The sequence below is a fragment of the Thalassospira lohafexi genome (genome assembly GCF_002844275.1).
GTDB classification, from domain to species: domain Bacteria; phylum Pseudomonadota; class Alphaproteobacteria; order Rhodospirillales; family Thalassospiraceae; genus Thalassospira; species Thalassospira lohafexi.
The window spans coordinates 41,788-66,831 of record NZ_NXGX01000006.1; the positions used below are offsets into that span (position 1 = coordinate 41,788).

Here is a 25,044-nt window from a genome sequence, read left to right on the forward strand (position 1 = left end):
CTTTTCCTCCGCTAACTGGTATTTTCTTCACACGACCTTTCCGGGGTTCAGCCGGTTGTCCGGATCAATTGCCGCTTTAACCGCGCGCAGCAACTTCAGCTTTTCCGCACTGGCATAATGAGCCAGTTCATCGCGCTTAAGCTGCCCGATGCCGTGTTCGGCACTGATCGACCCGCCAAGACCGGCCACAATGTCATGGATGACGCGGTTCAGGTTTTCCCAGTGTGCAAGATAGTCGGCTTTGTCCATATCCAGCGGCTGGGTGAAATTGAAATGAATGTTGCCATCCCCGACATGGCCAAACGGGCAGGGGCGAATGCCCGGTATCAGGTCACGCGCCGCCGCCATCCCGCGTGTCAGAAGATCGGGGACCTTTGATACTGGTACGGACACATCATGCTTGATGCTGCCGCCTTCAAATCCTTGCGCCTCGGGAATGCCTTCGCGGATTGCCCACAGGTTTTTGCGTTGTGCGTCGGATTGCGCAAGGGTCGCATCACGCGCAAGCTCACCTTCCATGGCATCGCCCAAAAGGTCGGTCAGCAAGGATTGTAGGTCATCCGTGGGCCGCGATGACGTGAGTTCGATCAAAACATGCCAGTCGGTCTGGCTGGCAAGCGGGCGCGTCAGATTGGGCAGATGCGTCACCGACATGTCATGGGCAAAACCGCACATCAGCTCAAATGCGGCAATCGCATCGCCGGTCGTGCGCCGTGCGAGTGCCAGCAAATCAAGTGCGGCTTCGGGCGATGGTACTGCCACCCATGCGGTGGCAATATGTTTGGGGTGGGGGAACAGTTTCAAGGTCGCCTTGGTGATGATACCCAGCGTGCCTTCGGCCCCGATAAACAAATCGCGCAGGTCATAGCCGCTATTGTCCTTGCGCAGCTTTGATAACCCGTTCCAGATGCTGCCATCGGGCAAAACAACCTCAAGCCCCAGCACCAGATCCCGCGCATTGCCATAGCGAATAACATTAAGCCCACCGGCATTGGTCGCAAGGTTGCCACCAATCTGGCAACTGCCCTCGGCGCCTAAGCTCAGCGGGAATAAAAGGTCATGTTCTTCGGCCGCATCCTGAATGGTTTTCAAGATCGCACCGGCCTCAACGGTTGCGGTGAAGTCGCGGGCGTCAATCTCGGTAATTCTGTTCATCCGTTTCAGGTTCAAAAGAACCTGATCCTGACCGGCAACCGCCCCGCCACAGCGCCCGGTATTGCCACCTTGCGGGACAATGGCGATGGCGTGCGCGGCACAGATGGCAACTGCCTTGGCAACTTCATCGGTACTGGCGGGAAACAGGATAATATCGGCATGGCCTTCGAACTTACCACGCGCCTCACGGTTATGCGTTTCAAGAACATCGCGTTCCATGCTCCAGCCTTTTGGGCCAAGCAGGTTTTTCAGTTCAAGGATCGCGGCATCGTGCGGGCGGGTCATTGTGCCATTGCTCCGCTTATGGCGATGGGTGCGGGGCGCGCGGCGCACTGGCACGTTTCATGCGGTCATTGATCGCAAGTCCAAGCCCGGTAGCAGGGATCGGCGCAATGGCAATCCCGTCAAAGCGTTTCTGATCGGCTTCATGCAGGCGGGCAAACAGGTTCGCGGCCGCCTCAACGTCATTCCCGGATTTGGACAGCCACAAGACCGCATCAAACCCCTTGGTCACGCAATCGCCAAACCCCAAAAGGATTTCATGGCCGTATGTGGCCTTATCCGGGGCGGTCGCATCAAGGCGCACGGGCAAACCCGGTGCATAATGACTGGTCAGCATGCCGGGGCTTTTGGGCGCGCTATCATCGGTTTCGGCCATGATGACCTCAGTCCCCAGGACCTCGGCAATCTGTTCCTTGGTAATCCCGCCGGGACGGAGCATCACGACCCGATCCGTGGTCAGATCAATCACCGTGCTTTCAAGCCCGACACCACACGGCCCGCCATCCAAAATCATGCCAATCGCATTGCCCAGTGAATGGGCAACATGCCCTGCCGTGGTCGGGCTGATGCGCCCGGACCGATTGGCCGAGGGGGCGGCAACCGGGCGCCCCACCGCACGCAGCAATTCGCGCGCCATCGGATGGGCTGGAACCCGCACCGCAATGCTGGGCAGCCCCGCCGTGGTCAGTTCGCACACCGTGCTGTCGGAACGTTTTGGCAAAACCAGTGTGAGCGCACCGGGCCAGAATGCGGCGGCCAGCTTTTCGGCCCGCGCATCAAATGTTGCATGGGCGGCGGCGGCATCGCGGTCGGGGAAATGGCTGATCAGCGGATTAAAACTTGGGCGTTGCTTGGCGGCATAAATTCCGGCAACCGCATCGGCATTGGTTGCATCTGCACCCAGCCCGTAAACCGTTTCGGTCGGAAAGGCGACCAATTCACCTGCGCGCAGCTTTCCCGCCGCTTGGCTCAGCGCACCTTCGGAATAGGGACGAATGGTCAGGGCAGGGCACATGCAATACCACCAAAAGAAAAATCCAGTGTCTTGAAATACCTAGCGACGATCATTGACGATGACAAGGAAGAACACCCATCACAGATGTGATAGCAGCCAAAAAGGAATGGCATATCTGTGGGAAGTTGGCGAAAAAAGGCCCCAAATAGCGCAGCGCCGCCATACAGAATGGCGGCGCCAATTTACGCTCTAGCCCGACTTCGCCCCGCGGTGGTGAAGCTGGACCGCGTCGCCGTGATTCCGGCGGCTATTTACGTCACCTACACGTTGTGTGGCGATAAGACATGTGTAATTCAGATGCGTGAAAAAGTCAAGGAAACTGCGGATTTCAGACGATTTATTTTTGGCTAAATCACCTGCGGCCTGTGCCTTGTGCAGCGCACACAGCACAAGCTGCTGATCATGCTTTGAAATTCGTTTTCGGCCCGCTGTTGCGAAGGATTAATCCTGATATTTTACCGGCACAGATGGGCTGCGTGCGATGAAGAACGGGTTGCGAAAATCGGCCTTGCCGTAATCAAAACGCGATCCATCCATATTTTCAATCACACCGCCCGCGGCCTTTAAAACTGCATGACCCGCCCCGATGTCCCATTCCATGGTCGGGCCAAGGCGCGGATACAGGTCCGCTTCACCGGCCGCCACCAAACAGAGTTTCAGCGAACTACCCGCCGGGCGCAGTTCCTTGACCGGCAGATCACCGAGAAACGCCTTCATCGCCTCCGGGTCGCCGTGCGAGCGTGACCCGACGACAACAACCCCGTCTTCGGGCATGTCGCGCACCGTGATGTCGGTGATGGTCGGGGTGACGTCACCGTCAATCAGCTTGGCCCCACGCGGATCACCGTAATAAAGCTTTTCAATCGCCGGGGCATAGACAACACCCAGAACCGGCTGACCCTTGGCAATCAGCGCGATATTGACCGTGAACTCGCCATTGCGTTTGATAAATTCCTTGGTCCCGTCCAGCGGATCAACCAGCCAGAAGAAATCCGTTTCGCCATCAACATCGGGCACATCGCCCTTGGCCGCACTTTCTTCCGACACGATTTTAACGTCCGGGGTGAGGGCGCGCAAACCCGGTAAAATAACCGCCTCGGCGGCGTCATCGGCCTCGGTCACCGGCGATGCGTCGTCTTTGGAGCGCACATCGAAATCGGTTTTATAGATTTCCATCATCGCCGCACCGGCTTTGCGGGCAATTTCGATCAAACCGTTTTCAAGCGCATCGGCATCGGCGGGCAGGGCAATGGTCATTGCAATCTCGTCTGTTGGCGTGAAATTTATATGGCAAAGGGCATAGGGAATTTTGCCGCCAAGGTCCAGACCCTAAACGATGGGCAACTGGGGTTTGCTTTATTTCCCGGCGATTGCGGCCTTGAATGCGGTGATCAAATCATGGTGAAGCTGATCATGGCCAGGCACAATGGGCCCCGCATCCGGGGTTGGGGAAATACCGGCCACAATGTCATTCTTCGCCAAATCAGGCAGCAAACTTTCCATCAATTCCACCAGCGTAATCGCGGTTGGGACATAGCCGGTATTGGCCGCATCTTCCCAGTGTACTGCATCATCACGTGATGGGAAAAACGGACAGAATTTCTGCCCGTCATCGCCGGGACACAGCAGCCAGCCATTGCGATAAAGCCCCCAAACCCCTTCGAAGGTGGCAACGGCACTCAGAAAATCGGCATAGCGGTTGTTTGGGTCTGTTGTTGCGGTGATGGTCTTGGCCTCTTAGTCGGAAGTTTTCCAGAAATCGTGCGTCGTAATATCCTTACCCGAAATGCCGCGCGTGATAAACCGCTGGGCGCGCATGGTGGTCGACCAATGATCCATCGATAACCCCGCCTTGCGTTTCAAATGTGCAACGAAATCGGCCGGTTCGGGCAATTGTTCCCACACTTGCGGCAGGAAAAGCCCCCGGTTGTTGCCGTCCGACAGGATCATGCCATCCTCAAACGGGGTTAGCTTGGCAATCAGATCGGCCTCATCCTCAAACGGAAAATCACGTGCGGGGGATAAAACCGAAATCGAGATTTCCAGATCATCGTTTAAATCCGCTTCTTGGAGCGGCGGAAACCTGGGGTCGGCAAATCCGGCCTTAAACGCATTTTCGCAAAGGTCCGTCGCCAAATCGCGATGCGCCATCACCGATCCGATGCAGCCACGAAGTTGGCCTGATTTCTTCAAGGTCACAAAACACGCACCGGGCTCCAAAAGGGCCGGGGACACAGATGCTGTACTGGCGCTAAGCGGCCCGCCGTGACGAATACCGTGCCAGACCGATTGCCGCGCTAGATCAATCATCTCTGGCCCGTGTTGGGCCAAAAGCTGTTCGGTCGTACCGGTAAATCCTTCCGATGGTTCGGCGCGCGTATCGCGGTCACGCATCTTTTCCGATCCGGTGTAAATCGCCCATGCGCCATAGCCGACAACGCGCGATTTATCGCCGGTCACATCACCGGAATTGCGCATGCCAAGGGTCTTGATCCGCATGCCGCGCTTGCGCGCAGACATCAACATCCCCGCGACCGGCAACGCCCCGCAGGCATCATTGCTATCAATGCCCTCGGCATCAAACCGCTCGATCATGTCGCGCGTGCGGTTGTCCATGTGGCGTGCGGTCTCATAATCATGGAAATGCGACAGGTCCGATGAAATCACAATCAAGGTTTCCGGCCCGCCCCAAAGTGCTTCAATCAACTCATGCACCTGTCGCGCGCCACAGCGACTGACCAGCAATGGCACAATCCCGATATCGCTGTCCTCGCCAAACAGCCGCTGGATAAACGGCAATTCAATCTCAAGCCCGTGTTCTTGGCGGTGCGCATCATCCAAAATCTGAACCTGCGGCCACGAAAGGGCGGTCTGAAGCCCGGCCAGATCACACTTAACCGTGCCAAGCGGTGTAGCAAACCCATCGGCCTTGGCAAGGGCCACCCCCTGAAACGCCATGCGGTGTGCTGGGCCCACAATCACAATGCGTTTGATCTGGCCCTTAAGCGCGCGCACCGTGGCAAAGCCAAGGGCGGCAATGGCACCCGAAAACATCAACCCGGCATGGGGCACAATGATCGCCTTGGGCGTGACCCCATCATCCATGACATCGGAATGCAACGCGGCATCCATCAGCCCGTCGATCTCGCTTTGCAAGATATCGGGATCGGCCGGATAAAATGATCCGGCAACAGCAGGCGGACGAATGATGGTCATTGATGCTCCAGCATTAGGGCTTATTGTTTTCGTTCCAGATACGACTCAACGATATATAGAAGATTGGCTGTTGAATGATGTATCGCAAGGCGAACGGCCTTATCCGAAACTTTTTTGTCCGGTCCGCCGTGCCCGGCTCCTTTGTTTCGCATTTCTCCCAATGCTTTGAGCATATTTACGATAGGGGAGAGCTTGTCTTCTGCTATTCCGGGGAAAAGATCATTCTCTGCCGCAATCTGAATTAGGGGTGCGTAAGTTGCCTTTGGGCCATAGTCGATATCAAGAGCTGAAAATATAATCTTAAGCGCAGTTTCAACCGCTTTTACGGTATTATCTATGGCGCTCTGGGAGCTTTCGTTCGTTCCTTCTTTGTAGTCACTGAAGGCTTGCCGTAGATAGTTATATGAATCAGTAAATTCATCTCTGTTCAGTAGGCTTATGGCAGGGATGACAGCATCATTTGTGAGCTCTTCGTCATCAACAGGTACCAGTTGCCTATCTATATATTTATAACCAACGCCGGCTAATTTTAGTCGATAGTTGACAGTTTCAATGGCTCGTTCTGAATCGTATCCAGAGTTTTGAGCCATTAACTCGATAGTAGTGAGGGCATACTCAATATCTTGTGGAGAATTACCTCCATCCAATCCTTCGTGTAAAAAAGCTTGGAGCTCAGCCTTATGGTTGAATCTCCTGCTTGGCTGTCTATTCGGAAAACCTGCTTTGTTGAGGTGATATACACCGATGGCATGTCGCAAAATCTCAACAATTCTCGAGTACTCTCGGGTATGTGGTTCAAGTAATTGCCAGCATTGTGTTCTGGCATTATCGGGGAAATGATCTTTTTCAAATGTTTTTGGCCATTCTCCGCGTTGTGTCTTCATTCTCTCAAACAATAGCATAGGGCCGTTTCCTGATTTGTTTTAGCTTTCTGAGTGCCGCTCACTACATGATAGCCTAAGAGTTGATTCGGAAAATAAGGTTTTCTGCATTAATGCTGTTGAACAGTGGAAACGATACCGTCCCCGGACGCTACTGGCACCATCTCGACGATGGCCGGATTCAGTGCGATGTCTGCCCGCGCTTTTGCAAGCTCAAAGACGGGCAGCGGGGCTTGTGCTTTGTCCGGGCACGCCAAGATGATCAGATGGTTCTGACCACATGGGGCCGGTCATCGGGCTTTTGCATTGATCCGATTGAAAAGAAACCGCTCAACCATTTTTTGCCCGGCACCCCGATCCTGTCGTTTGGCACGGCGGGCTGTAACCTGACCTGCAAGTTCTGCCAAAATCACGAGATTTCCAAGGCGCGTCAGATGGATAAGCTGGGATCGCTGGCCACACCGGAAATGATCGCGCAAACCGCCAAGGATCACGGCTGTTCGGCGGTGGCGTTTACCTATAACGACCCGGTGATTTTCCTTGAATATGCCGTCGATGTTGCCCAAGCCTGCCGGGAGTTGGGGCTTCGGACCGTGGCCGTCACGGCGGGCTATATCGGAGATAAGGCGCGCGAAGAATTCTTTCGCCATATGGATGCTGCCAATGTCGATCTTAAGGGCTTTACCGAGGATTTCTATCACAAGCTTTGCTCGGCCCATCTGAGTGATGTTCTTGAAACGCTCAAATACCTCAAACAGGAAACCGGGGTGTGGTTTGAACTGACCAACCTTGTCATCCCCGGCGAGAATGACGGGGACGGCGAATTTGATGCCATGACCAACTGGGTGCGCGAAAATCTTGGCCCCGATGTGCCAATGCATTTCACCGCCTTTCACCCCGACTGGAAAATGATGGACCATCCGCGCACCCCGCCCGAAACCCTGATCCGGGCGCGCGACATCGCGATCAAAAACGGCATCCGCTATCCTTATGTCGGGAATGTCCATGACAAGTCGGCCAGCAGCACCTATTGCCATGGCTGTGGCGATCTTCTGATTGGCCGGGACTGGTATCAATTATCGGACTGGAACCTTGATGCACACGGATGTTGCGCCAATTGCGGCACAGGCTGCGGCGGTGTGTTTCAGTCAACCCCCGGAACGTGGGGACCAAAACGGTTGCCGGTCAAGCTGATCTAGGCCAGGTTTCAGTTTTCAGGTTCTTTCAGTAAGTGAATTTAATATTAAGCAGGGGGATTTCTGCTGGTGCTATCTAAAATCACTAAGGACAAAAGACATTTGGATCTAATATTCGCGATATTATAATGGTGAATACTTCGCTTTTTTTCTGGCGATTTATAATATCAATTATATTTTAATTTTACGTTTAATCCAGTTCAAAAGCGCTTTTGTAGTCTAGCTTGAGGTTTTCATCTTGATCTTCTTTGCGTAAAAAACAGTTTCCGATAACTAAATTATCAAGTTCCGTTCCCATGAAGCAACGAAAGGCATCTTCCGGGGTGCATACTATTGGCTCTCCGCGAACGTTGAAGCTCGTATTTACCAGAACTGAGCATTCTGTAATTTTTTTAAACTCTGAAATAAGTGCGTGATAACTTGAATTAGTCTGTGCGTGCACCGTCTGGATCCTTGCGGAATAGTCTACGTGAGTTACCGCAGGAATATCCGAACGTGGAATGTTTAGTTTTTCTATTCCAAATAGAGACCGTTCATCGTCGGACATTTGTCGCTGACGTTTTGTTACGATATCTGCGACAAACAGCATGTAAGGGCTGGTGCAATCAATATCGAACCAATCACTTACGTCTTCGGCTAAAACCGACGGGGCGAAGGGGCGGAATGATTCTCGATATTTAACTTTGAGGTTCAAGGTTTTCTGCATCCGGGCGGAGCGTGGGTCTGCAATGATCGATCTTCCTCCCAATGCGCGAGGTCCAAATTCCATGCGACCTTGCATCCACCCAATAGCTCGTTCATTTGACAGAGCATCAGCTGTTTTCTGAATTACTTCTGTGATATCAAACGTTTCAAATTTTGCGCCAACTTTTTTTAACCGTTCTTCAATGTCATTTTGATCGAACGATGGCCCCAAATACGAGCCTTGCATCGCATCATTGCCAGCTTGTGTCGTTCGTGGCATGCCGAGATGATGAAAATAGGCTGTTTGTGCCGCGCCGAGAGCACCCCCTGCGTCACCGGAAGCTGGTTGAATCCAAATATTCTTAAATGAGCCGTCTTTTACAATTTTACCGTTTGCTACGCAGTTAAGTGCAACTCCTCCGGCTAGGCATAGGTTTTTGATGTCAAATTCGTTTGCCAGCGAGCGAGTGAGTTTGAGTACAATTTCTTCGGTGACGGCTTGAACAGATGCTGCGATGTCCATGTGGAATTGTTCAAGCTCATCGTCTTCTTTAGTACGTGCAGGTCTTCCAAACAGAGATGCAAATTTATTGTTTGTCATCGTCAGGCCGGTACAGTAGTCGAAATAGCTCATATCCATGCGGAACGAACCATCATCTTTAATATCAATTATGTGTTTTTTTATTATGTCGGCATACTTTGGTGAGCCATAAGGGGCTAGGCCCATTACCTTGTACTCACCAGAATTAACTTTGAATCCGGTGTAGTATGTGAACGCTGAATATAATAGGCCTAAGCTATGGGGGAAGTGAATCTCTCTTATCATTTCTAGCTTGTTGCCACGACCAATAGCTAAAGAGGTGGTGGCCCACTCGCCAACACCATCCATGGTCAAGACTACAGCCTCGTCGAAAGGCGATGGATAATACGCTGATGCAGCATGACTTTGATGATGTTCACCAAATAATAGTTTATTTTGCCAATCGAAGTTTTCATCGTAGCGCTTCAGCAGTTTGCGCAACATATCTTTCTGGAACAGTTTTTCTTTTAACCAGATAGGTAACGCTCTTTGAAACGACCTAAATCCCTTTGGCGCAAAGGCAAGATAGGTTTCGAGGAGGCGTTCAAATTTCAGAAAGGGTTTGTCATAAAATGCGACATAATCAACATCAGCTAGACTTATTCCAGCTTCTTCGAGGCAGTAACTGATAGCTTGAACAGGAAAACCTTCGTCATGCTTCTTGCGTGAGAATCTTTCTTCTTGAGCCGCGGCCACGATATGACCGTCAACGATAAGCGCGGCGGCGCTGTCATGATAAAAGGCTGAGATGCCAAGTATGCGCATTCAAAGCTCCTGTTGCTTAAAATAGCGTGTAGATGAATGGAGCAACAGCGGAACCCTGAGCGACTATGAGAAGTCCACCAAACATAATCATCACGATGATGACCGGGAAAAGCCAGAATTTTTTGCGCGCTTTAAGAAACGACCATAATTCGATTAAGAAGCTCATTTGTCTAAATTTCTCTAATTAAAACTGGTTCTTCATAGTTTCAGGCGACGGGCCTTTCGGCGAGCGCGCAATCCAATAGGTCTTTGCATCTTTATCAAATTTGAGGTTTAGAGGATCTTTACCAAAAGCCCGCATTGCTAAGCCTGTTGTGCAAATCGTCACAATATACAGCAGTAACATCACTATTGGGTTTACAATTTTATGGAGTATCAAGCCAAGTTTCATCCATCCACGATTTAGTGGTGTAAGAATTCGAGGATATAGCACTCCGAGAGTTAACAGCGGCAATGATACGGTCAATAGTATGACGCCTGCGATATCGACAATATTGCTCTGCCAAAATCGATAAGTCTCAATCAAGAGAAAAATGCCGCCGACCGTAAGCCCAAAGCTTCTATTGGTTGGGCTATCAAGCGGTGAATGTTTTGAATTCTTATTTTTCATAGGCTTTGCACCAAAGATTATGTTCGTCTGTATATACGCAATCATACTAAGGGTCGCAACAATGGTATTATCTTCTCATCGAAAAGTTTTCATAACACCTAAAGCTTAAAGTCTATATCGAACTTTTAAACTATAATCGCGTGATGCAACGGCTTGGCCAAAGTGCCGCCCGATGAAGGTGACGCAGGATTTAAACACACATGGCCGGACTAAAAATTCGCAAAGCACGGACCGGCGATGTCGGGGCTATTTTCGCCATCCGAAGCCGCGTGCGCGAAAACCACCTGTCGGCCAGTCAGCTTGCCGAACGCGGCATCACCAAAACGGCCTTTGGCAAATGGTTGACGGACGGCTACGGCATCTGGATTGCCGATCTGGATGGCTCGGCGGCGGGTTTTGCCATCGCCATCCCATCTGAGTCGACATTATGGGCGCTGTTCGTCGATCCCGATTTTGAAGGGCGCGGTGTGGGGGCGGCATTGTTGCGCATGGCTGAGGACTGGCTGTTTGAACAGGGATGCGACGACATCTCGCTGACCACCGGGGCCGACCCCAAAAACCGTGCACATGGCTTTTACGAAATGCACGGCTGGATCAGCACCGGGGATGAAGATGGTGGCGAAGTCGAATACATCAAATCCAACCCGTCGATGTCGCTGTTTGACTTCACCTAACGCGTTTAGCGCACCGGAATGCCGCGCGTTTTCTTCTGCGACGGTCCGATCAGAACCGGCCCATAGCCAATCAAAAACGCCAGCCAGCCGCCAATCCACATCAATGTGGCAATTGCCAGCAGGGTGATGTAATGGCCATCACTTTGACCCGCGACAATCCGAAACACGGTTGAAACCCAGATCAGGGCAAAGGCAGCATTCAGCAACACACCTGCGCGCACCTCCCGCCCGGTATGGCCAAGGGCCGCACGGCCAGCAATGGCAATGATCATGCAGGCAATCGCCCCGCCGGTCAGCCCATGCAGGGCATCGCGGCTTGTGATGGCATCAGGCCAGATGACGGATGCGCCCAGAAGGGCAAGCCCAACCGGCACCCAGAAATAGCCCAGATGCAGCATGGCGACAATTGGCTCACGCCAGCTATGAATGCCGCGCCAGCGGATCAATCTTACGGTATGAAGGATCGCAGCCAGCAGCAGGGCAGAACCAAATGCCATGCCCGCCGGATCAATAATCCCGGCGATGATGCTGATGGCGACACTGGCAAGGCAGAGCATATCAAACCGGTTAAACATTTTGGGCATCAGTGCGTCGATATTATCGCGGGTCATCCAGTTGCGGGTAAAGGCCGGGATCACCCGCCCGCCAATCAGCGATATCAACAAAATGATCGTCAGAATGGCGGTTTGATAGAGCATCACCGCATCAAGGGCGACGGCATCAAGACAGGCCGCGATGAACAATCCATCAAACAGCGCAATCACACCAATCACCGCCAAAACCCGCAGGTTTTTAAAGTTGCGCGCCGCGACAAGTTCCCGCAGGCCCAGCGCAATCAAAAAGACGAAATAGCCAATTGCCCCAAGGATCACCAATGCAGCAGGCAGGCTTTCGCCAAAGCCAATCACGCCCCGACCCAAAACCCACGAAAATGTAAGGCCCATTAACATCGGCCCGGAAATCGCCGGGCGACCGGTCCAGTTGGCAATCGCGGTTAACAGGAACCCGCCAATCGCCGCCCCGCCAAAGCCAAAAATCATCTCATGGGCATGCCAGAAGGATGCGGTGCCAAGGATCGGTGTCGGGACGCCATGGACAAACCCGGCAACCCACCAGACAACGGCAACAATGGCAAGAATGCCCGCACACAGGAAAAGCGGGCGAAACGCAACGCTCCAGAATGGATGGGGTTGTGCTGCGGGTTCACGGATTGAAACGGGGGCAGTTTTGGCATTCATGATGCAGGCTCCAAAAGGCTGGAATGCGTCATAATAGCGCCTTTGTAAGGGGCGTCCTTGATGTTGCGCAATCGGCATCGGTAATGTTTTTATCGATCAAACCATTGCTATTGCGTGAAATCACGCAGCTTTTTCAACGATAAACCTTTTCATCGCCGTTTAACGCGCTAGATTAAGGGCAGTATTTCAACAACACAGCTGCTTTTGAAAAGGGCTGTGTGCCCCGAAACATGACAGGAGTCCTGTTCACCATGAAGATCACGTTTTCCGATCTTGCCCTTCCGACCAGCGGTGCAGTCATCGCTTTTGCCACCGAAGGTGCCGACTTGATGCCAAGTGCGGTTGCCCTTGATGAAGCCATGGGCGGTACAATCACCAAGGCGATCAAATCTTCGACTTTTAAGGGCAAGTCCGGCCAAAGCCTGCAGATTCTGGCCCCGGCCAATGTTGATCTGTCGCGCGTGATTGTTTTCGGGATTGGCAAGGAAGCTGAGTTTGACGTGATCGCCGCCCAGAAACTTGGCGGCACGGTGACCACCCGTGCGATTTCGACCGGGGAGAAAGACCTGTCGGTTCTGTTTGATATGGATGGTTTGGCCTGTGATTTCGCAACCGGTGCCATGCTGCGCGACTATCGGTTTGATAAATATCGCACCACCGAAACCAAGGACGACAAGCCGGTTCTTAAGGCCCTGTCGATTGCCGCGCGCGATCACAAGGATGCCAAGAAACAGTTCGATAGCGCCAAAAAGGTTGTCGAAGGCGTGTTCTTCACCCGCGATCTGGTGTCTGAGCCGGCCAATGTTCTCTATCCTGAAAGCTTCATGAAAGAAGTCAGCGCGCTGGAAAAGCTCGGTGTCGAGATTGACGTGCTTGACGAAAAGGAAATGAAAAAGCTTGGCATGGGCGCGCTTTTGGGCGTTGCCATGGGCTCGGCCCAAAAGCCTTATATGGTTGTCATGCGCTGGAACGGTGGCAAGAAAAAAGACGCCCCCGTCGCCTTCGTTGGCAAGGGCGTGACCTTTGATACCGGCGGTATTTCGATCAAACCGGCGGCTGGCATGGAAGACATGAAGTTTGACATGGGCGGTGCCGGTGTTGTGTCCGGCCTTATGAAGGCACTGGCCGGGCGTAAGGCGAAATGCAACGTGGTCGGGGTTATCGGCCTTGTTGAAAATATGCCATCCTCAACCGCACAGCGTCCGGGCGATGTTGTGACCTCAATGTCGGGGCAGACGATTGAAGTCATCAATACCGACGCCGAAGGCCGCTTGGTTCTGTGTGATGCGCTGACATACGTTCAGGAAAAACACGATCCGCGTTTGATCGTGGATCTGGCGACCCTGACGGGGGCTGTGATCATTGCCCTTGGTCATGAAAATGCCGGTCTGTTTTCCAACAATGATGACCTGTCACAGCAAATCACCACGGCGGGGCTTTCGGTCGATGAAACCGTTTGGCGTTTGCCACTGGGTGCTGGCTATGACAAGCAGATCAAATCTGACATTGCCGATATGAAAAACGTTGGCGGCCGTGCTGCGGGTTCGATCACCGCGGCCCAGTTCCTCAAACGCTTTATCACCAAGGATCGTCCGTGGGCGCATCTTGATATTGCCGCAACCGCGTGGTCGACATCTGACAAGGAAGTCACACCAAAAGGGGCGACTGGTTTTGGCGTGCGTCTGCTTGATCGCTTTGTGGCTGATAACTACGAAGCGTAAAGCCACACTGTCCCTAAGCCGCGCCGTCAGTCCCGCGCAGGCGAGAATCCATTGCATGCGTGTTCGGAGGCATGCGTGTTCGGGCATTTGCCAAGATGCATTGACGGGCTGAACGCATTGCAAATTAATCCGGGGCAGGGTGATGATCACCTTGCCCCGTTTTCGTCTTCGGGATAGAAATCCTCTATGGCTGATATCTGGTTCTATCATCTCACCAGCATGCCGCTGGAACGCGCACTTCCGACCCTGCTGTCCAAGACATTGGAGCGGGAAAAGCGTGCTGTGGTGATGACCGGGATTGAGCAACGGGTTGATGCCATCAATACCCTGCTTTGGACCTATGACGCGGCAAGCTGGTTGCCCCATGGGGCAAAATCGGATGGCGATCCGCAAATGCAGCCGGTCTGGCTAACGTCTGAGGATGAAAACCCCAATGGTGCCCAGTTCCTGTTTCTGACCGACCGGGCGATCAGCGAAAAAATCGCTGATTATGAACGGGTGATCATGCTGTTTGATGATCGCGATCATGACGCAGTGGCAGAAGCCCGCACGCGCTGGAAAGATTGGAAAGACGCTGGACACAAGCTGTCCTATTGGCAGCAAACCCCGCAAGGGGCGTGGGAGAAAAAGGCAGAAAGCTGATGCCTTCTGCCTTTTGCATGTTCGAGGTGATCAGATCGATTTAACCAGAAGTATCCAGTTTTCACCGGGGTTTTCCCACCCCTCCTTGACCATTTTACGCGTCGCACAGGCGGTATAGCCCATGCGTTCATAAAGACGCACGGCACCGGGATTGCCATCCGATGCGATAATGCTGACCGACTGTTTGCCAGCGTCACGTGCATCGTTTTCGGCGGCCTGCACCAAAACCGATCCCACCCCGCGATTGCGAAACGGCGGAAACACCGCCAGCACATTGATGTACCAGCTGCCCGGCGCGAGGCTTTCAAGTTCAAGGATTGGCACAAACATCGCCGGAATTTCATTCCGATTGACCGGCTCAGCCGTATCAGGCTGGGCATAGCCAATTACCGCCCCCATGATTTGATGTTCGCCAAAGGCAAATTGCGTGTTGCGGTATGAAAACCCGCCTTCTTCACGTTGTGCGCGTCTGCGGCCGACATCCCATGCGGTCTCACTGCCCTCGATCATGTTCTGCCACAGATACACCGGCAGGCCTTCGCCCGCGATATTGATCAGTTTGGCCATGGCATCGGCGTCATTTGGCGTGGCGCGCCGTATATCAAGGGGTGGTGTGGTCTGTGGCGCGTCTGACATGGGGGCTGGTTTGAAGCTCATATTCATTGCTCGTGTCCCGTCGTTTTTTGGGTTTTATGTGGGTTTTGTGGCTTAGCGTGCAGCGTGAAGATGCGGTAACGCATGGTCGGCCATGGCGGTAACGTGACGATGATCGGTCCCGCAGCAGCCGCCAATCACCGAAAGGTTCGGCAACACGCTGGCAAGATCACGATACAGACGGCCCAACTCATCAGGATTGCCATCGTCAAGATGTTCGCAGGCATCAAGCTCTGCATGGCTTTGGCGCGATGCATTGGCGCGCACCCCGCAAATGCGGTTTTTCCACGCCCCGTTGCCGTCAAGCTTGTCGCGGAAATGATCGGGATGGGCGCAATTGATCATGTAATAAACCGGATAGGCCCCGGTGTGATGATCGACCCGTGCAATTGCTTCCTCGATGGTTTCCCCGCTTGGCAAATGGCCATCGGTTTCAACGGTAAAGGAAATGACGCAAGGGATGCCCACATCCTTACACGCCAGCGCAATGCCAAGTGCTTCGTCGAGATAATTCATCGTAATGGCGGACACTATATCAACCGCTGTTCCCGCAAAGCTTTCGATTTGCACAGCGTGATAATCGCGGGCCTGCTGGGTGGTCATGCGATTTGACGGGGTATAGCCATCACCGCGTGGTCCAACACAGCCACTGATCAGGCATGGGGTATCGGCAGTTTGATACTGATCACGCAGATCAGCCATCATGGCGATTGATTTGACATTAATGTCGGCCAGTTCAGCGGCGGAATAGCCCGTGCACGGACCCCAGTCGCTGCTCGCACGCCAGGTTGGACTTTCAAGAATGAAGCCGACCTTGGCCGTGCGGGCAATTTCAAGGTAACGCGCGTAATAGGCATAAACCCGGTCGTAACCGTCCTTCGTCTTCAAAAGATCAAACGACGCGAAATAGGGGATGTCGATTCCGTCATGAAAAATCAGGGTCGTTTCAAGGCCGCCATCGGTGATGAATTTGGTGGGCGCGAGGGGCGGCAAGTTGTGATGGTGGTGGGTCATAACGTCGTATTTCACATTTTTGGGTTTTAAAAATTCTACCCTGACGCTATTTAGGCCGGGGCAAGTTGTGGGCGCGAAGTGTCGCTCTGGTTGGATTTTTCTTCTAGTGCGCACGCGGTGCGGTTTTGGGATTTGCTTAAAGTCATTCAAAAACAAATGGATACGCGATTGGGTCGGCAATCTGGCGCAATCGGGGTATGCTGTGCGACGAAAAACTGTACCGGCGGTAGGGTAATGTGATGAACCAGATAATAGATCGGCCCGGTGTGAACACCGATGCGGCCAAGGGCAAGGGCGAACGCACGCGCGAACGCATTCTTGAAATTGCCGAACAGGCTGTTTTGCAAAAAGGGTTCGGTGCGACCTCGATCGAGGAAATCATCTGCGAAGCCGAGATCACCAAAAGTGGGTTCTTCTATCATTTCAAGGATAAGAACGAACTGGCGCGTGCACTTTTGCTCCGGCACATCGATCAGGATGAAATCATCCTTGATCAGGTGTTTAACCGTGGGCAGGAACTGACAGATGATCCGCTCCAGCAGTTTCTCATCGGGCTTAAAATGCTGGCCGAGCTGGTGGAAGACTTGCCAAACGGCCATCCGGGATGCCTGATTGCCGTCTATTGCTATCAGGAACGGTTATTTGATCAGGAAGTCCGCCAGTTAAACCAGCAGGCAGTGTTAGGATGGCGTGACCGGTTTCGCACAATTCTTGACAGGGTTGTTGTACAATACCCGCCAAACGAACCGGTTGATCTTGATGAACTGGCCGATATGGTGTCCACCGTGGTCGAAGGTGGCATCGTGATGTCCAAGGCACTTGGGCGTCCGCAAATGCTGGCAAATCAGATCATGCTGCTGCGCAGTTTTGTTAAGTTGCTGTTTGCCAAACAGGCTGGCTGACGCTGGCTGGTTATACAAAAAATATTTGTTAATCAGGCGGCTATCATAAAAGCTATGCGTAAATTGCATGATCATTGCCATTGAAGAACCGGCTTTAGTCAATTATACCAGTCATATCGAACGCGCCGATTTGCTCCTCAGCTTGCGGGCGCGATAAAAATGCGGCTAAAGCGAGAGGGCGTATATGCTCCGTATGTACGACCGCCTCGGTTTCGCCGCGGCGGTTTTTTTGTATGTACGGAAAAGGTTGAGACCGATGATCAGGCTCTCGAACGTTCAGAAAACATATCCTGCCCGACGCGGCAACGATGCCCATGCGGCATTGCGCGGTATTGATCTTGATATTGCGGCGGGCGAGATTGTCGGCGTGATTGGCAGATCAGGTGCCGGGAAATCAACTCTGATCCGCTGCATCAATCTGCTTGAACGGCCGACTTCGGGCTCTGTGATTGTCGATGGGGCAGAAGTCACCACACTTTCCAAGCGCGACTTGCCGTTGTTCCGCCGCCAGCTTGGCATGGTGTTTCAGCACTTTAACCTTCTGTCGTCGCGCACGGTCTATGGCAACATCGCATTGCCGCTTGAACTGGCCGGTGCCAGCAAGGCTGAAATTGCCGCCGCCGTCGATCCGCTGTTGCCCCTTGTTGGGCTTGATGACAAACGTGATCGCTATCCTGCGGAATTATCCGGTGGGCAGAAACAGCGTGTCGGTATTGCGCGCGCTTTGTCGTCCAATCCCAAGGTTTTGCTGTGTGACGAGGTCACATCCGCGCTTGATCCCGAAACCACCCGTCAAATCCTGACGCTGCTCAAAGACATCAACAAACGTCTTGGCCTGACCATGGTGGTGATCACCCATGAAATGGCGGTGGTCAAGGCGCTGTGTGACCGGGTGGCGGTGATGGATCGCGGCGTGATTGTCGAAGAAGGCAATGTGAGTAGCATCTTCGCCAATCCGGTACATGCGACAACCCAGTCGCTTCTGGCCGATGAGTTTATGGAATTTCGGGCGGGTACCGATGCTGCTACGGATGCTGATGCATCCGCCACGATATCTGACGGGCAGGAGGGCTAAGCCATGCTAACAACACTCGCACCAATCCTGCTTCAGGCGACTTGGGAAACCCTTTATATGGTCGGCGTGTCGCTGTTTCTGGCGACTACCCTTGGCTTGCCGCTTGGCGTATTACTGGCAACTTCTGGTCGGGGTGAATTGCTTGAAGCACCGCTGTTTCAAAAGCTTATTGGCCCGATTGTCAATGCGACCCGCTCGGTGCCGTTCATCATTCTGGCGGTTGCGATCATTCCGTTTACCCGGCTGATCGTCGGCACATCAATCGGCACGTCTGCGGCCATCGTACCGCTGACCGTGGCGGCCATTCCGTTTATTGCCCGCATCATCGAAGGGGCGATCCGCGAAGTGGATAGCGGCCTGACCGAGGCCGCCCAAGCCATGGGCGCACGCCCGCTTCAGGTTGTGACCAAGGTACTGCTGCCCGAAGCCCTGCCGGGCATTATTCATGGTCTGACGCTGACGGCGGTGACCCTGATTGGCTATTCAGCCATGGTCGGCGCTGTCGGTGCTGGCGGGCTTGGTGATCTTGGCATTCGCTATGGTTATCAACGGTTCCGTCCCGATGTGATGGCGCTGGTGGTGGTGACCCTGATTGTTGTGGTTCAGGCGGTACAGATGTTTGGCGACCGGCTGGCGCGCAAGGCGGATAAACGCAACATCTGATCGCAAAATACAGAATTGACGCCCCACATTCGATTTTTCGAATTCCCGCAAAACACCAAAGAAAACAAAGCAACCAAGGAGCTTTATCATGCGGTTTCTACTTAAACTGACGGCTGCCGCCGTTCTGACTGCCGCCCTGACCGGGCAGGCAATCGCCAATGAAAAAATCAAGGTCGCAGTGACCCCGGGTGCCCATGAAGAAGTCATGGAACAAGTCGCCAAAGTCGCAGCTACCAAGGGTTTGGACATCGAAATCATCAGCTTCTCGGATTATGTTATTCCGAACCAGGCACTTGATGATGGCGATCTGGATGCCAACAGTTTCCAGCACAAACCGTATCTGGATAACCAGATCAAGGACCGTGGCTATGACCTTACGGTGGTTGGCTATAACATCCTGACCCCGATGGGCATTTATTCCGACAAAATCAAAAGCCTTGATGAGCTTAAAGACGGTGCGGAAATCGGTATTCCGAACGACCCGACCAATGGTGGCCGTGCGCTTCTGGTGCTGCAGTCACAAGGGTTGATCAAGGTTGATCCGGATGCAGGCTTGGTTGTCAGCCCGCTTGACGTGATTGAAAACCCCAAGAATATCAAGTTCATAGAGCTGGACGCCGCACAGCTTCCGCGCTCGCTTACCGATCTTGATGCCTCGGCGATCAACACCAACTACGCGCTGGAAGCCGGTCTGAATCCGGTCAAGGATTCGATTGTGATTGAAGGCAATGACAGCCCGTATGCCAACGTGATTGTCACCCGCACGCAGGATAAAGACAAACCCTGGGTCAAGACCCTGGTTGAGTCGTATCACGATGACAGCATCCGCGAATTCATCGAAACCAAATACGAAGGTTCGGTGCTTCCGGTATTCAAAATTTCTGAATAATCCCAGCTATTATTCAAAATAAGTGAATCGCCCGCCGCCTAAATCAGGCGCGCGGGCGATTTGCATTTGTCGGGTTTAGTGACAGCCCGAATCAGCTGATTTGTAATCCTCATACAAATCATGCAGCTTCACCCAACTCATCACCCCGTCCTCGTTGCGACCATATGGGGTCATGTCGAGGAATGTGTGCGCACCGATCAGCGCATCCCCGGCGCGGGCGTAGCTGGAATAGGTGTGGAAAATCTCGCCGGTGTCGGGATCGCGGACAAAGACGCTTTCGCCGTGCAGGTCTTCCATCTTGCCGGTATAGGGGCGGAAGTTATAGGTCGCCGTACCCGCCTTGACGTCTTCGGGGCGGAAGGATGCGTCAAAATCATAATTAAAGTCCGATCCGGCCGATGAAACCCATGGGAAATCCCAGTTCATGCGTTTTTGGAACGGCTGAAATTCGGCAAGCGGGGCGCGCGAGACCACAACCAGCGACACATCATGATGTTTGAGATGCAGGTTGGCGCCGTCAAAATGATCGGCAAGGAAGGAACAGCCAACGCAGCCTTCTTTCCAGCCCGGCCCGAACATGAAGTGATAGACAATGAGCTGGCGGCGTCCGTCAAACAGGTCGGTCAGCGATTTTTGGCCATCGGGCGTGTCAAAAACATAGTCCTTGTCGACCTTGACCCACGGCAAAGCCCGGCGTTCTTCGCACAGGCGGTCATAGGCCCGCATGTGTTCCTTTTCGCGGGCAAGTAACGTTTTGCGGGCGTCGAGCCATTGCGTGCGTGAGACGATTTCTGGACGTTTCATTGTATCCTCCAAATTGGACTGGAAAATTGCTCTGGTCGGTCGGCGGCGTTGATCCAAGGGGCGGCAAGGCTATGTAGTTTGGGCTGTTCTAAGTGTTTGTTTGGGCCGTCAGGGCCGCGGCTGCCGCGCCCCGGTTGAGGGGCGAACGGCAGAGAAGGCGTGCCTTTCATCTGCCTGGATGTCGGGCGCGCTTATCGGGGTTACTTCACGGGTCCCGTGGCGGAGACCGCCTGTTTTAAGGTCGGATCAATCACGGCATCGCCGTGTGCGCCGTCATCGTCATTGCTGTCACCGGTGTCGTTGGTGTCATTGGTCTCGCAGCGGGCATCGCGCAGGGCAATCAGGGTGCCGATGGCCGATAAAACCATCAGAATGGTGCAGATGATTGAAATCACCTGAAGCCCGTCGGTAAAGGCCGCACGGGCGATGGGCAGGATATCGGATGACAGGGCCAGAGGCAGATTGGTCAGCGCATTGACCGCCCCGCCCAGCGTGCTGCGAATGGCCTCCGCCGCCGTGGCATCAATGCCCGATGGCACGGCGTTGACCATGACATCGCGATAGATCGCGGTGCCGACACTGCCCAGAACGGCAATGCCAAGGGCACCGCCAAGCTCGGCACTGGTTTCAGACATGGCAGCAGCCGATCCGGCCCGATCCGCCGGGGCAGAGGCCACCACCATATCGGTACAGATCATCGCAACCGGGGTAATGCCGAGCGAAAAGATCGTCGCACCGGCAATCAGGATGTAAAGGCTGACGACACTGCCGGGCCATGACAACATGCCAAAGCCAATCCCGGTCAGGATCAGGGCGGCGGTCATCACCTGTCCGGGTTTATAGCGACCCATCAGAACCGGTGCGCCCATCGATCCGACAATCCCGGCGAGGGTGGCGGGCAACATGGAAAGCCCGGCCTGAATGGGTGTCAGGCCGATGACAAGTTGCAGGGCCTGTGACAGGAACATGAAATAGGCCATCCCGGCAAAGATCACTGCGGTCTGAATGACAATCGGAAGTGCGATGGTTTTCTGTTTGAGCAGATCAAGATCAAGCAGCGGATCGGCAAGTTTGCGCTGACGGCGAAAGAACACCCACGCGCCAAGCAGACCAAGCACAAGGGCGGCAAGCGCATCAATGCCAAAGCCGTAAGCGGCAAAGACCTTAACCCCGTAAATGATCGCAAGAACCGAGCACAGCGACAGGGCGGCACTGAACAGGTCAAGCCGGCCAAAGCGTTCGGCCTTATGTTCGGGCAGCAGGATCGGGGCGACCAGCAACAACAGCGCCATCACCGGCACATTGAGCAAAAACACCGCCCCCCACCAGAAGTAGCTGAGCACCACACCGCCCAGAAGCGGCCCGGCCGCCGTACCGACCATGAATGTGGTCATCCATGCGGCAATGGCAAAGGAGCGTTCCTTGTCATTGTGAAACATGTTGCGGATCAGCGACAGGGTAGAAGGCATCAGCGTCGCCCCGGCAATGCCCAGCACACCCCGGGCGAAAATCAGCATTTCCGGCGTATCGGAAAAGGCCGCAAGGACCGAGGCCGCACCAAAGCAGCCGCCGCCGATCATCAGAAGTTTGCGCCGCCCGATCCGGTCACCAAGGGTGCCCATGGTGATCAGCGATCCGGCGATGAAAAAGCCATAGATATCAACAATCCACAGCAACTGATCGCTGGTCGGGTTGAGGCTTGCGGTCAGATGGGGCACGGCAAGATGCAGAACCGTCATGTCCATGGCAATCAGAAGGCAGGGCAGGGTCAGGACCAGAAGGCCGATCCATTCCTTGCTGGTGGCCTTGGCACCGGGTTGGCCGGTGTTGGGGGTGGCTTGTGGGGCGCTCATGTCTTGTGGTTCCTCGGGTTTCTTTTGGTGGCGTCGTGGCGCGATAGATTGAGGCCAATCGCGCAAGTTCATGGGGCGGCATCGGTGTCCAGTATGCTGCGCGGTCTTAATTCGCGGCGATGCTCAGGCCTTAACCATGGTTGAGGTCAAGGGGGTTATTGCTCCTTGGCGCAAAAGGTTTCGAGTTTGTCCAATGTGCTGTTCCAGCCGTTTTGGTGGCCGTCGCGGGCGGCCTGATCGGCGAACTGTTCGTGATGCAGGACAAGGATGGTTGCCGTGCCGTTTGCATCGGGTGTCAGGGTCACTGTGACATGCGATGTGCGTTCGGGCGTGGTGATCCAGTGCCAGCTAAAGGATAGTTTTTGATCGGTTTCGACGATGTCATAGGTACCGCTGACGTCGTGAATTTCGCCGTCCTGTCCGGATTCCTTGAACCGGATGCGAAAACCGCCGCCCACCCGGACATCAAGATGGGCATCCATCATTTCGCAGTCATGGGGCGACCACCATTGGGCAAGTTTTTGCCCATCGGTCCATGCGGCAAAAACTGTTGCGGGCGGAGCGGCAAGGCGGCGCCGGATCGTCAGGCTTGGTTTTTGTTGTTCCATTACGGGGCCTTTGATGCGTTTGGATGGGGCGACTTGGCCGACTTGGCCGACTTGGCCGACTTGGCCGACGGGGCCGACTGGGCCGGTTCAGACGTGGTCTCGGCATCCGGGGCGGCTTCGACAAAGGCGGCAAGCCGATCGAGGCGTTCTGTCCAGAAATGTTCATAGCGCGACAGCCATTGCATGGCGTGGGCCATCGGTTCGGCCTGAAGGCGGACGCTGACCGTGCGCCCGGTTTTTTCACGCGTGATCAACCCGGCATCGGACAGAACATTCAAATGTTTCATCACCGCCGGCAGCGACACCTCAAACGGCTGGGCCAGCGCGCTGATGGACAGGGCGTCTTCGCCTTCGAGCCGGGCCAGCAATGCCCGGCGCGTCGGATCGGCGAGGGCTGAGAATATGTCGTTTAATTCGGCGTCTTGATACTTAACCATGGGGTTAAGTATTTGACCATTTAAACCAGCCTGTCAATCATAAGTTGTTATACCGAATGTGATCATGCCTTGCCACGCGGTGAGAAGGGCGACACCGATAAACAGCGCCCCCGCCGCGCGCCCGATGAAAATCGTTGCGACCGGATTGCCGGTCATGAGGGTGCGGCTGGTTCCGGCGGCAAGGGCAAGTCCGCCATATACGGCAAGCTGCACGATGGCGGTCATGATGCCCATGACAAGGGCCTGTGACCAAAGCGGGCCGTAATGGGGGCGGATGAATTGCGGGTAAACCGCAAAGATAAACAGATATGCCTTGGGATTGAGGATGCAGGTGATCATGCCCTGTCGAAAGGCGATCCAAAGCGATGCGGTTTTGGCCGCCCGGATGCGATCCACGGTGATCGCACTGCGCAAAAGCGTGATGCCGATCCAGACCATATAGGCGGCCCCGACAAACAGCATGACATTCAAAAGCCACGGGGCGATGGCTAAAAGCGCACTGATGCCAATCGCGCCAAGCAGCGTGTGATAGACCCCGCCCAGCATGATCCCGGCGGTGGCCGATAACCCGGCGCGTTTGCCGCCGGTCAGGGAATTGGCAATGACAAAAAACATGTCCATGCCGGGCACAATGATGATGCCCGAAAGCAGGATGAAGAACAGCCAGAGATTTTCAGCATATGTCATGGGGCGCTCACAGTTTATCAACCGAACCATTTGATCGGCGGAGATCAGACCCTAGCAAGATGCTGCTGACAGGCTCATGTCAGGAATGGATGTGGGGAGGTGGAAATGTTGATCAGGCGGCAATGGAGCGCGCACGGTCGATGCGTTCGCGGCGATCAGGGATGTTCAGGGCGTCCCACAGGTCATTGCGGGTTTGGGTGTTGATCCAGAACTCAGCGCTATTGCCAAAGACGCGGGCAAGAATCAGGGCGGTATCGGCGGTAATCCGGCGACGGTTGTTGCACAGTTCGTTCACATGTTTGCGCGGGACGCCCATGGCGTCGGCCAAGGCGGTCTGGGTCAGTGCCATTGGTTCCATGAACTCGGCGGTGAGCATTTCACCGACGCTGACGGGTTTTCTGGTTGTCATGATCATGGGGTGCCTCATCGATAGCTGTGGTTGTCGAGGTAAAGGTTGGTGGCTTCGCCTTTGGTATCGTCCCAACGAAAGATCAGCCGCCATTGGCGATTTATTCGGATAGAATGATAGTTCGCCAGTTTGCCCTGCAAGGCTTCGAAATGGTTGCTGGGCGGTATGCGTAAATCGTTGCTGCATGTGGCATCGTCGATTAACTGCAATTTGCGAAACAGCCGGGCGTCAATATCGGCCGGGATTTTCTTTCCCGATTGATTGAGGACGTAAAAGTCTTCAAGCCATTTGTCCCGAAAACTCCCGATCATCCAGCTTTCTCCTTCACATGTGAACCATTGTACCACTCTATGGTACAATCAGCAATGGTGATAACTGGAATCTATGCGA

At 54.0% G+C, this 25,044-nt stretch carries 26 protein-coding genes and 1 pseudogene; 8 read left to right on the forward strand and 19 right to left on the reverse strand.

The features are described from left to right. Positions 1 to 27 precede the first annotated feature (27 nt). The 6 genes from COO92_RS15150 to COO92_RS15180 all read right to left on the reverse strand — a co-directional run bounded on the left by COO92_RS15150 (position 28) and on the right by COO92_RS15180 (position 6,570). The gene (locus COO92_RS15150) at positions 28 to 1,440 is read right to left on the reverse strand and encodes an FAD-binding oxidoreductase (protein ID WP_101303436.1); all 1,413 of its coding nucleotides are present in this window, start codon (positions 1,438 to 1,440) and stop codon (positions 28 to 30) included. Positions 1,441 to 1,456: 16 nt separating this feature from the next. Beyond that, entirely contained in the window at positions 1,457 to 2,452 is a 996-nt protein-coding gene (locus COO92_RS15155; protein WP_206186420.1) for an L-threonylcarbamoyladenylate synthase, read from the reverse strand. A 441-nt stretch (positions 2,453 to 2,893) separates the two neighbouring features. Next, positions 2,894 to 3,709 (reverse strand): 3'(2'),5'-bisphosphate nucleotidase CysQ, encoded by an 816-nt coding sequence (gene cysQ, locus COO92_RS15165; RefSeq protein ID WP_101303440.1) that lies wholly within the window; start codon positions 3,707 to 3,709, stop codon positions 2,894 to 2,896. 99 nt (positions 3,710 to 3,808) lie between these two features. Continuing rightward, on the reverse strand, positions 3,809 to 4,177 hold the full coding sequence (locus COO92_RS22405; RefSeq protein ID WP_101303442.1) for a DUF2750 domain-containing protein: 369 nt from the start codon (positions 4,175 to 4,177) through the stop codon (positions 3,809 to 3,811). Positions 4,178 to 4,189: 12 nt separating this feature from the next. Further along, positions 4,190 to 5,668, reverse strand: coding sequence for an AmmeMemoRadiSam system protein B (gene amrB / locus COO92_RS15175; RefSeq protein ID WP_101303444.1), 1,479 nt, complete (start codon positions 5,666 to 5,668; stop codon positions 4,190 to 4,192). Between the two features lie 20 nt (positions 5,669 to 5,688). Further along, complete coding sequence (locus COO92_RS15180) at positions 5,689 to 6,570, reverse strand: hypothetical protein (protein WP_101303446.1); 882 nt, start codon at positions 6,568 to 6,570, stop codon at positions 5,689 to 5,691. Positions 6,571 to 6,662: 92 nt separating this feature from the next. Between COO92_RS15180 and amrS the strand changes: the two genes are divergently transcribed. Then, positions 6,663 to 7,748, forward strand: coding sequence for an AmmeMemoRadiSam system radical SAM enzyme (gene amrS / locus COO92_RS15185; RefSeq protein ID WP_101303448.1), 1,086 nt, complete (start codon positions 6,663 to 6,665; stop codon positions 7,746 to 7,748). A 187-nt stretch (positions 7,749 to 7,935) separates the two neighbouring features. Here amrS and COO92_RS15190 read toward each other — a convergent pair whose 3' ends face one another. The 3 genes from COO92_RS15190 to COO92_RS15195 are packed head-to-tail and all read right to left on the reverse strand — an operon-like array spanning position 7,936 to position 10,384. Next, positions 7,936 to 9,774: a carbamoyltransferase family protein gene (locus COO92_RS15190; protein WP_101303450.1), complete on the reverse strand. Its 1,839-nt coding sequence runs from the start codon at positions 9,772 to 9,774 to the stop codon at positions 7,936 to 7,938. A 16-nt stretch (positions 9,775 to 9,790) separates the two neighbouring features. Then, a complete protein-coding gene (locus COO92_RS22305) occupies positions 9,791 to 9,940 on the reverse strand; it encodes a DUF5989 family protein (RefSeq protein WP_022734212.1) in 150 nt (49 codons plus the stop codon). Positions 9,941 to 9,958: 18 nt separating this feature from the next. After that, positions 9,959 to 10,384 carry an SxtJ family membrane protein gene (locus tag COO92_RS15195; RefSeq protein ID WP_133125074.1) on the reverse strand — a complete coding sequence of 142 codons (426 nt, stop codon included), beginning with the start codon at positions 10,382 to 10,384 and terminating at the stop codon, positions 9,959 to 9,961. Between the two features lie 200 nt (positions 10,385 to 10,584). On the opposite strand from COO92_RS15195, the gene COO92_RS15200 reads away from it, so the two are divergent. Further along, on the forward strand, positions 10,585 to 11,058 hold the full coding sequence (locus COO92_RS15200) for a GNAT family N-acetyltransferase (RefSeq protein ID WP_101303454.1): 474 nt from the start codon (positions 10,585 to 10,587) through the stop codon (positions 11,056 to 11,058). A gap of 5 nt (positions 11,059 to 11,063) precedes the next feature. On the opposite strand, the gene COO92_RS15205 is transcribed toward COO92_RS15200, so the two are convergent. Beyond that, positions 11,064 to 12,296 carry an NnrS family protein gene (locus tag COO92_RS15205; RefSeq protein WP_101303456.1) on the reverse strand — a complete coding sequence of 411 codons (1,233 nt, stop codon included), beginning with the start codon at positions 12,294 to 12,296 and terminating at the stop codon, positions 11,064 to 11,066. Between the two features lie 251 nt (positions 12,297 to 12,547). On the opposite strand from COO92_RS15205, the gene COO92_RS15210 reads away from it, so the two are divergent. Together COO92_RS15210 and COO92_RS15215 are read left to right on the forward strand one after the other, a co-directional pair. Continuing rightward, the gene (locus COO92_RS15210; protein WP_101303458.1) at positions 12,548 to 14,017 is read left to right on the forward strand and encodes a leucyl aminopeptidase; all 1,470 of its coding nucleotides are present in this window, start codon (positions 12,548 to 12,550) and stop codon (positions 14,015 to 14,017) included. A 186-nt stretch (positions 14,018 to 14,203) separates the two neighbouring features. After that, the gene (locus COO92_RS15215; RefSeq protein WP_101303460.1) at positions 14,204 to 14,659 is read left to right on the forward strand and encodes a DNA polymerase III subunit chi; all 456 of its coding nucleotides are present in this window, start codon (positions 14,204 to 14,206) and stop codon (positions 14,657 to 14,659) included. A gap of 30 nt (positions 14,660 to 14,689) precedes the next feature. Here COO92_RS15215 and COO92_RS15220 read toward each other — a convergent pair whose 3' ends face one another. Together COO92_RS15220 and COO92_RS15225 are read right to left on the reverse strand one after the other, a co-directional pair. Next, complete coding sequence (locus COO92_RS15220) at positions 14,690 to 15,322, reverse strand: GNAT family N-acetyltransferase (protein ID WP_101303462.1); 633 nt, start codon at positions 15,320 to 15,322, stop codon at positions 14,690 to 14,692. A gap of 45 nt (positions 15,323 to 15,367) precedes the next feature. Beyond that, on the reverse strand, positions 15,368 to 16,327 hold the full coding sequence (locus COO92_RS15225; RefSeq protein ID WP_101303464.1) for a homocysteine S-methyltransferase family protein: 960 nt from the start codon (positions 16,325 to 16,327) through the stop codon (positions 15,368 to 15,370). A 239-nt stretch (positions 16,328 to 16,566) separates the two neighbouring features. Here COO92_RS15225 and COO92_RS15230 point away from each other — a divergent pair, with 239 nt between their 5' ends. The 4 genes and pseudogenes from COO92_RS15230 (at position 16,567) to COO92_RS15245 (ending at position 19,856) form a co-directional block, all read left to right on the forward strand. Then, a complete protein-coding gene (locus tag COO92_RS15230) occupies positions 16,567 to 17,229 on the forward strand; it encodes a TetR/AcrR family transcriptional regulator (protein ID WP_101303465.1) in 663 nt (220 codons plus the stop codon). A 256-nt stretch (positions 17,230 to 17,485) separates the two neighbouring features. Next, positions 17,486 to 18,214: pseudogene (locus COO92_RS15235) on the forward strand (methionine ABC transporter ATP-binding protein); the annotation flags it as partial. Between the two features lie 93 nt (positions 18,215 to 18,307). Further along, positions 18,308 to 18,967, forward strand: coding sequence for a methionine ABC transporter permease (locus tag COO92_RS15240; RefSeq protein ID WP_101303469.1), 660 nt, complete (start codon positions 18,308 to 18,310; stop codon positions 18,965 to 18,967). Between the two features lie 88 nt (positions 18,968 to 19,055). Continuing rightward, entirely contained in the window at positions 19,056 to 19,856 is an 801-nt protein-coding gene (locus tag COO92_RS15245) for a MetQ/NlpA family ABC transporter substrate-binding protein (RefSeq protein ID WP_101303471.1), read from the forward strand. A 75-nt stretch (positions 19,857 to 19,931) separates the two neighbouring features. Here COO92_RS15245 and COO92_RS15250 read toward each other — a convergent pair whose 3' ends face one another. From COO92_RS15250 to COO92_RS15280, 7 genes are all read right to left on the reverse strand, one after another. Beyond that, positions 19,932 to 20,660, reverse strand: coding sequence for a DUF899 domain-containing protein (locus tag COO92_RS15250; protein ID WP_101303473.1), 729 nt, complete (start codon positions 20,658 to 20,660; stop codon positions 19,932 to 19,934). Between the two features lie 200 nt (positions 20,661 to 20,860). Continuing rightward, on the reverse strand, positions 20,861 to 22,513 hold the full coding sequence (locus tag COO92_RS15255) for an MFS transporter (protein WP_101303475.1): 1,653 nt from the start codon (positions 22,511 to 22,513) through the stop codon (positions 20,861 to 20,863). A 155-nt stretch (positions 22,514 to 22,668) separates the two neighbouring features. Further along, positions 22,669 to 23,121, reverse strand: coding sequence for an SRPBCC family protein (locus tag COO92_RS15260; protein WP_101303477.1), 453 nt, complete (start codon positions 23,119 to 23,121; stop codon positions 22,669 to 22,671). Further along, on the reverse strand, positions 23,121 to 23,558 hold the full coding sequence (locus tag COO92_RS15265) for an ArsR/SmtB family transcription factor (protein WP_101303479.1): 438 nt from the start codon (positions 23,556 to 23,558) through the stop codon (positions 23,121 to 23,123). The genes COO92_RS15260 and COO92_RS15265 overlap by 1 nt, the downstream gene beginning before the upstream one ends. A gap of 33 nt (positions 23,559 to 23,591) precedes the next feature. Then, positions 23,592 to 24,245, reverse strand: coding sequence for a LysE family translocator (locus COO92_RS15270; RefSeq protein ID WP_101303481.1), 654 nt, complete (start codon positions 24,243 to 24,245; stop codon positions 23,592 to 23,594). 112 nt (positions 24,246 to 24,357) lie between these two features. Then, positions 24,358 to 24,654 carry a HigA family addiction module antitoxin gene (locus COO92_RS15275; RefSeq protein WP_240626460.1) on the reverse strand — a complete coding sequence of 99 codons (297 nt, stop codon included), beginning with the start codon at positions 24,652 to 24,654 and terminating at the stop codon, positions 24,358 to 24,360. 14 nt (positions 24,655 to 24,668) lie between these two features. Continuing rightward, positions 24,669 to 24,965: a type II toxin-antitoxin system RelE/ParE family toxin gene (locus COO92_RS15280; protein ID WP_101303483.1), complete on the reverse strand. Its 297-nt coding sequence runs from the start codon at positions 24,963 to 24,965 to the stop codon at positions 24,669 to 24,671. Between the last annotated feature and the right edge of the window lie 79 nt (positions 24,966 to 25,044).

Coding starts and splice junctions, on each gene's coding strand:
- COO92_RS15150 (WP_101303436.1), bottom strand. CDS start 1,440: ATGACCCGCCCGCACGATGCCGCGATCCTTGAACTGAAAAACCTGCTT.
- COO92_RS15155 (WP_206186420.1), bottom strand. CDS start 2,452: ATGTGCCCTGCCCTGACCATTCGTCCCTATTCCGAAGGTGCGCTGAGC.
- cysQ (WP_101303440.1), bottom strand. CDS start 3,709: ATGACCATTGCCCTGCCCGCCGATGCCGATGCGCTTGAAAACGGTTTG.
- amrB (WP_101303444.1), bottom strand. CDS start 5,668: ATGACCATCATTCGTCCGCCTGCTGTTGCCGGATCATTTTATCCGGCC.
- COO92_RS15180 (WP_101303446.1), bottom strand. CDS start 6,570: ATGCTATTGTTTGAGAGAATGAAGACACAACGCGGAGAATGGCCAAAA.
- amrS (WP_101303448.1), top strand. CDS start 6,663: ATGCTGTTGAACAGTGGAAACGATACCGTCCCCGGACGCTACTGGCAC.
- COO92_RS15190 (WP_101303450.1), bottom strand. CDS start 9,774: ATGCGCATACTTGGCATCTCAGCCTTTTATCATGACAGCGCCGCCGCG.
- COO92_RS22305 (WP_022734212.1), bottom strand. CDS start 9,940: ATGAGCTTCTTAATCGAATTATGGTCGTTTCTTAAAGCGCGCAAAAAA.
- COO92_RS15195 (WP_133125074.1), bottom strand. CDS start 10,384: ATGAAAAATAAGAATTCAAAACATTCACCGCTTGATAGCCCAACCAAT.
- COO92_RS15200 (WP_101303454.1), top strand. CDS start 10,585: ATGGCCGGACTAAAAATTCGCAAAGCACGGACCGGCGATGTCGGGGCT.
- COO92_RS15205 (WP_101303456.1), bottom strand. CDS start 12,296: ATGAATGCCAAAACTGCCCCCGTTTCAATCCGTGAACCCGCAGCACAA.
- COO92_RS15210 (WP_101303458.1), top strand. CDS start 12,548: ATGAAGATCACGTTTTCCGATCTTGCCCTTCCGACCAGCGGTGCAGTC.
- COO92_RS15215 (WP_101303460.1), top strand. CDS start 14,204: ATGGCTGATATCTGGTTCTATCATCTCACCAGCATGCCGCTGGAACGC.
- COO92_RS15220 (WP_101303462.1), bottom strand. CDS start 15,322: ATGAATATGAGCTTCAAACCAGCCCCCATGTCAGACGCGCCACAGACC.
- COO92_RS15225 (WP_101303464.1), bottom strand. CDS start 16,327: ATGACCCACCACCATCACAACTTGCCGCCCCTCGCGCCCACCAAATTC.
- COO92_RS15230 (WP_101303465.1), top strand. CDS start 16,567: ATGAACCAGATAATAGATCGGCCCGGTGTGAACACCGATGCGGCCAAG.
- COO92_RS15240 (WP_101303469.1), top strand. CDS start 18,308: ATGCTAACAACACTCGCACCAATCCTGCTTCAGGCGACTTGGGAAACC.
- COO92_RS15245 (WP_101303471.1), top strand. CDS start 19,056: ATGCGGTTTCTACTTAAACTGACGGCTGCCGCCGTTCTGACTGCCGCC.
- COO92_RS15250 (WP_101303473.1), bottom strand. CDS start 20,660: ATGAAACGTCCAGAAATCGTCTCACGCACGCAATGGCTCGACGCCCGC.
- COO92_RS15255 (WP_101303475.1), bottom strand. CDS start 22,513: ATGAGCGCCCCACAAGCCACCCCCAACACCGGCCAACCCGGTGCCAAG.
- COO92_RS15260 (WP_101303477.1), bottom strand. CDS start 23,121: ATGGAACAACAAAAACCAAGCCTGACGATCCGGCGCCGCCTTGCCGCT.
- COO92_RS15265 (WP_101303479.1), bottom strand. CDS start 23,558: ATGGTTAAGTATCAAGACGCCGAATTAAACGACATATTCTCAGCCCTC.
- COO92_RS15270 (WP_101303481.1), bottom strand. CDS start 24,245: ATGACATATGCTGAAAATCTCTGGCTGTTCTTCATCCTGCTTTCGGGC.
- COO92_RS15275 (WP_240626460.1), bottom strand. CDS start 24,654: ATGACAACCAGAAAACCCGTCAGCGTCGGTGAAATGCTCACCGCCGAG.
- COO92_RS15280 (WP_101303483.1), bottom strand. CDS start 24,965: ATGATCGGGAGTTTTCGGGACAAATGGCTTGAAGACTTTTACGTCCTC.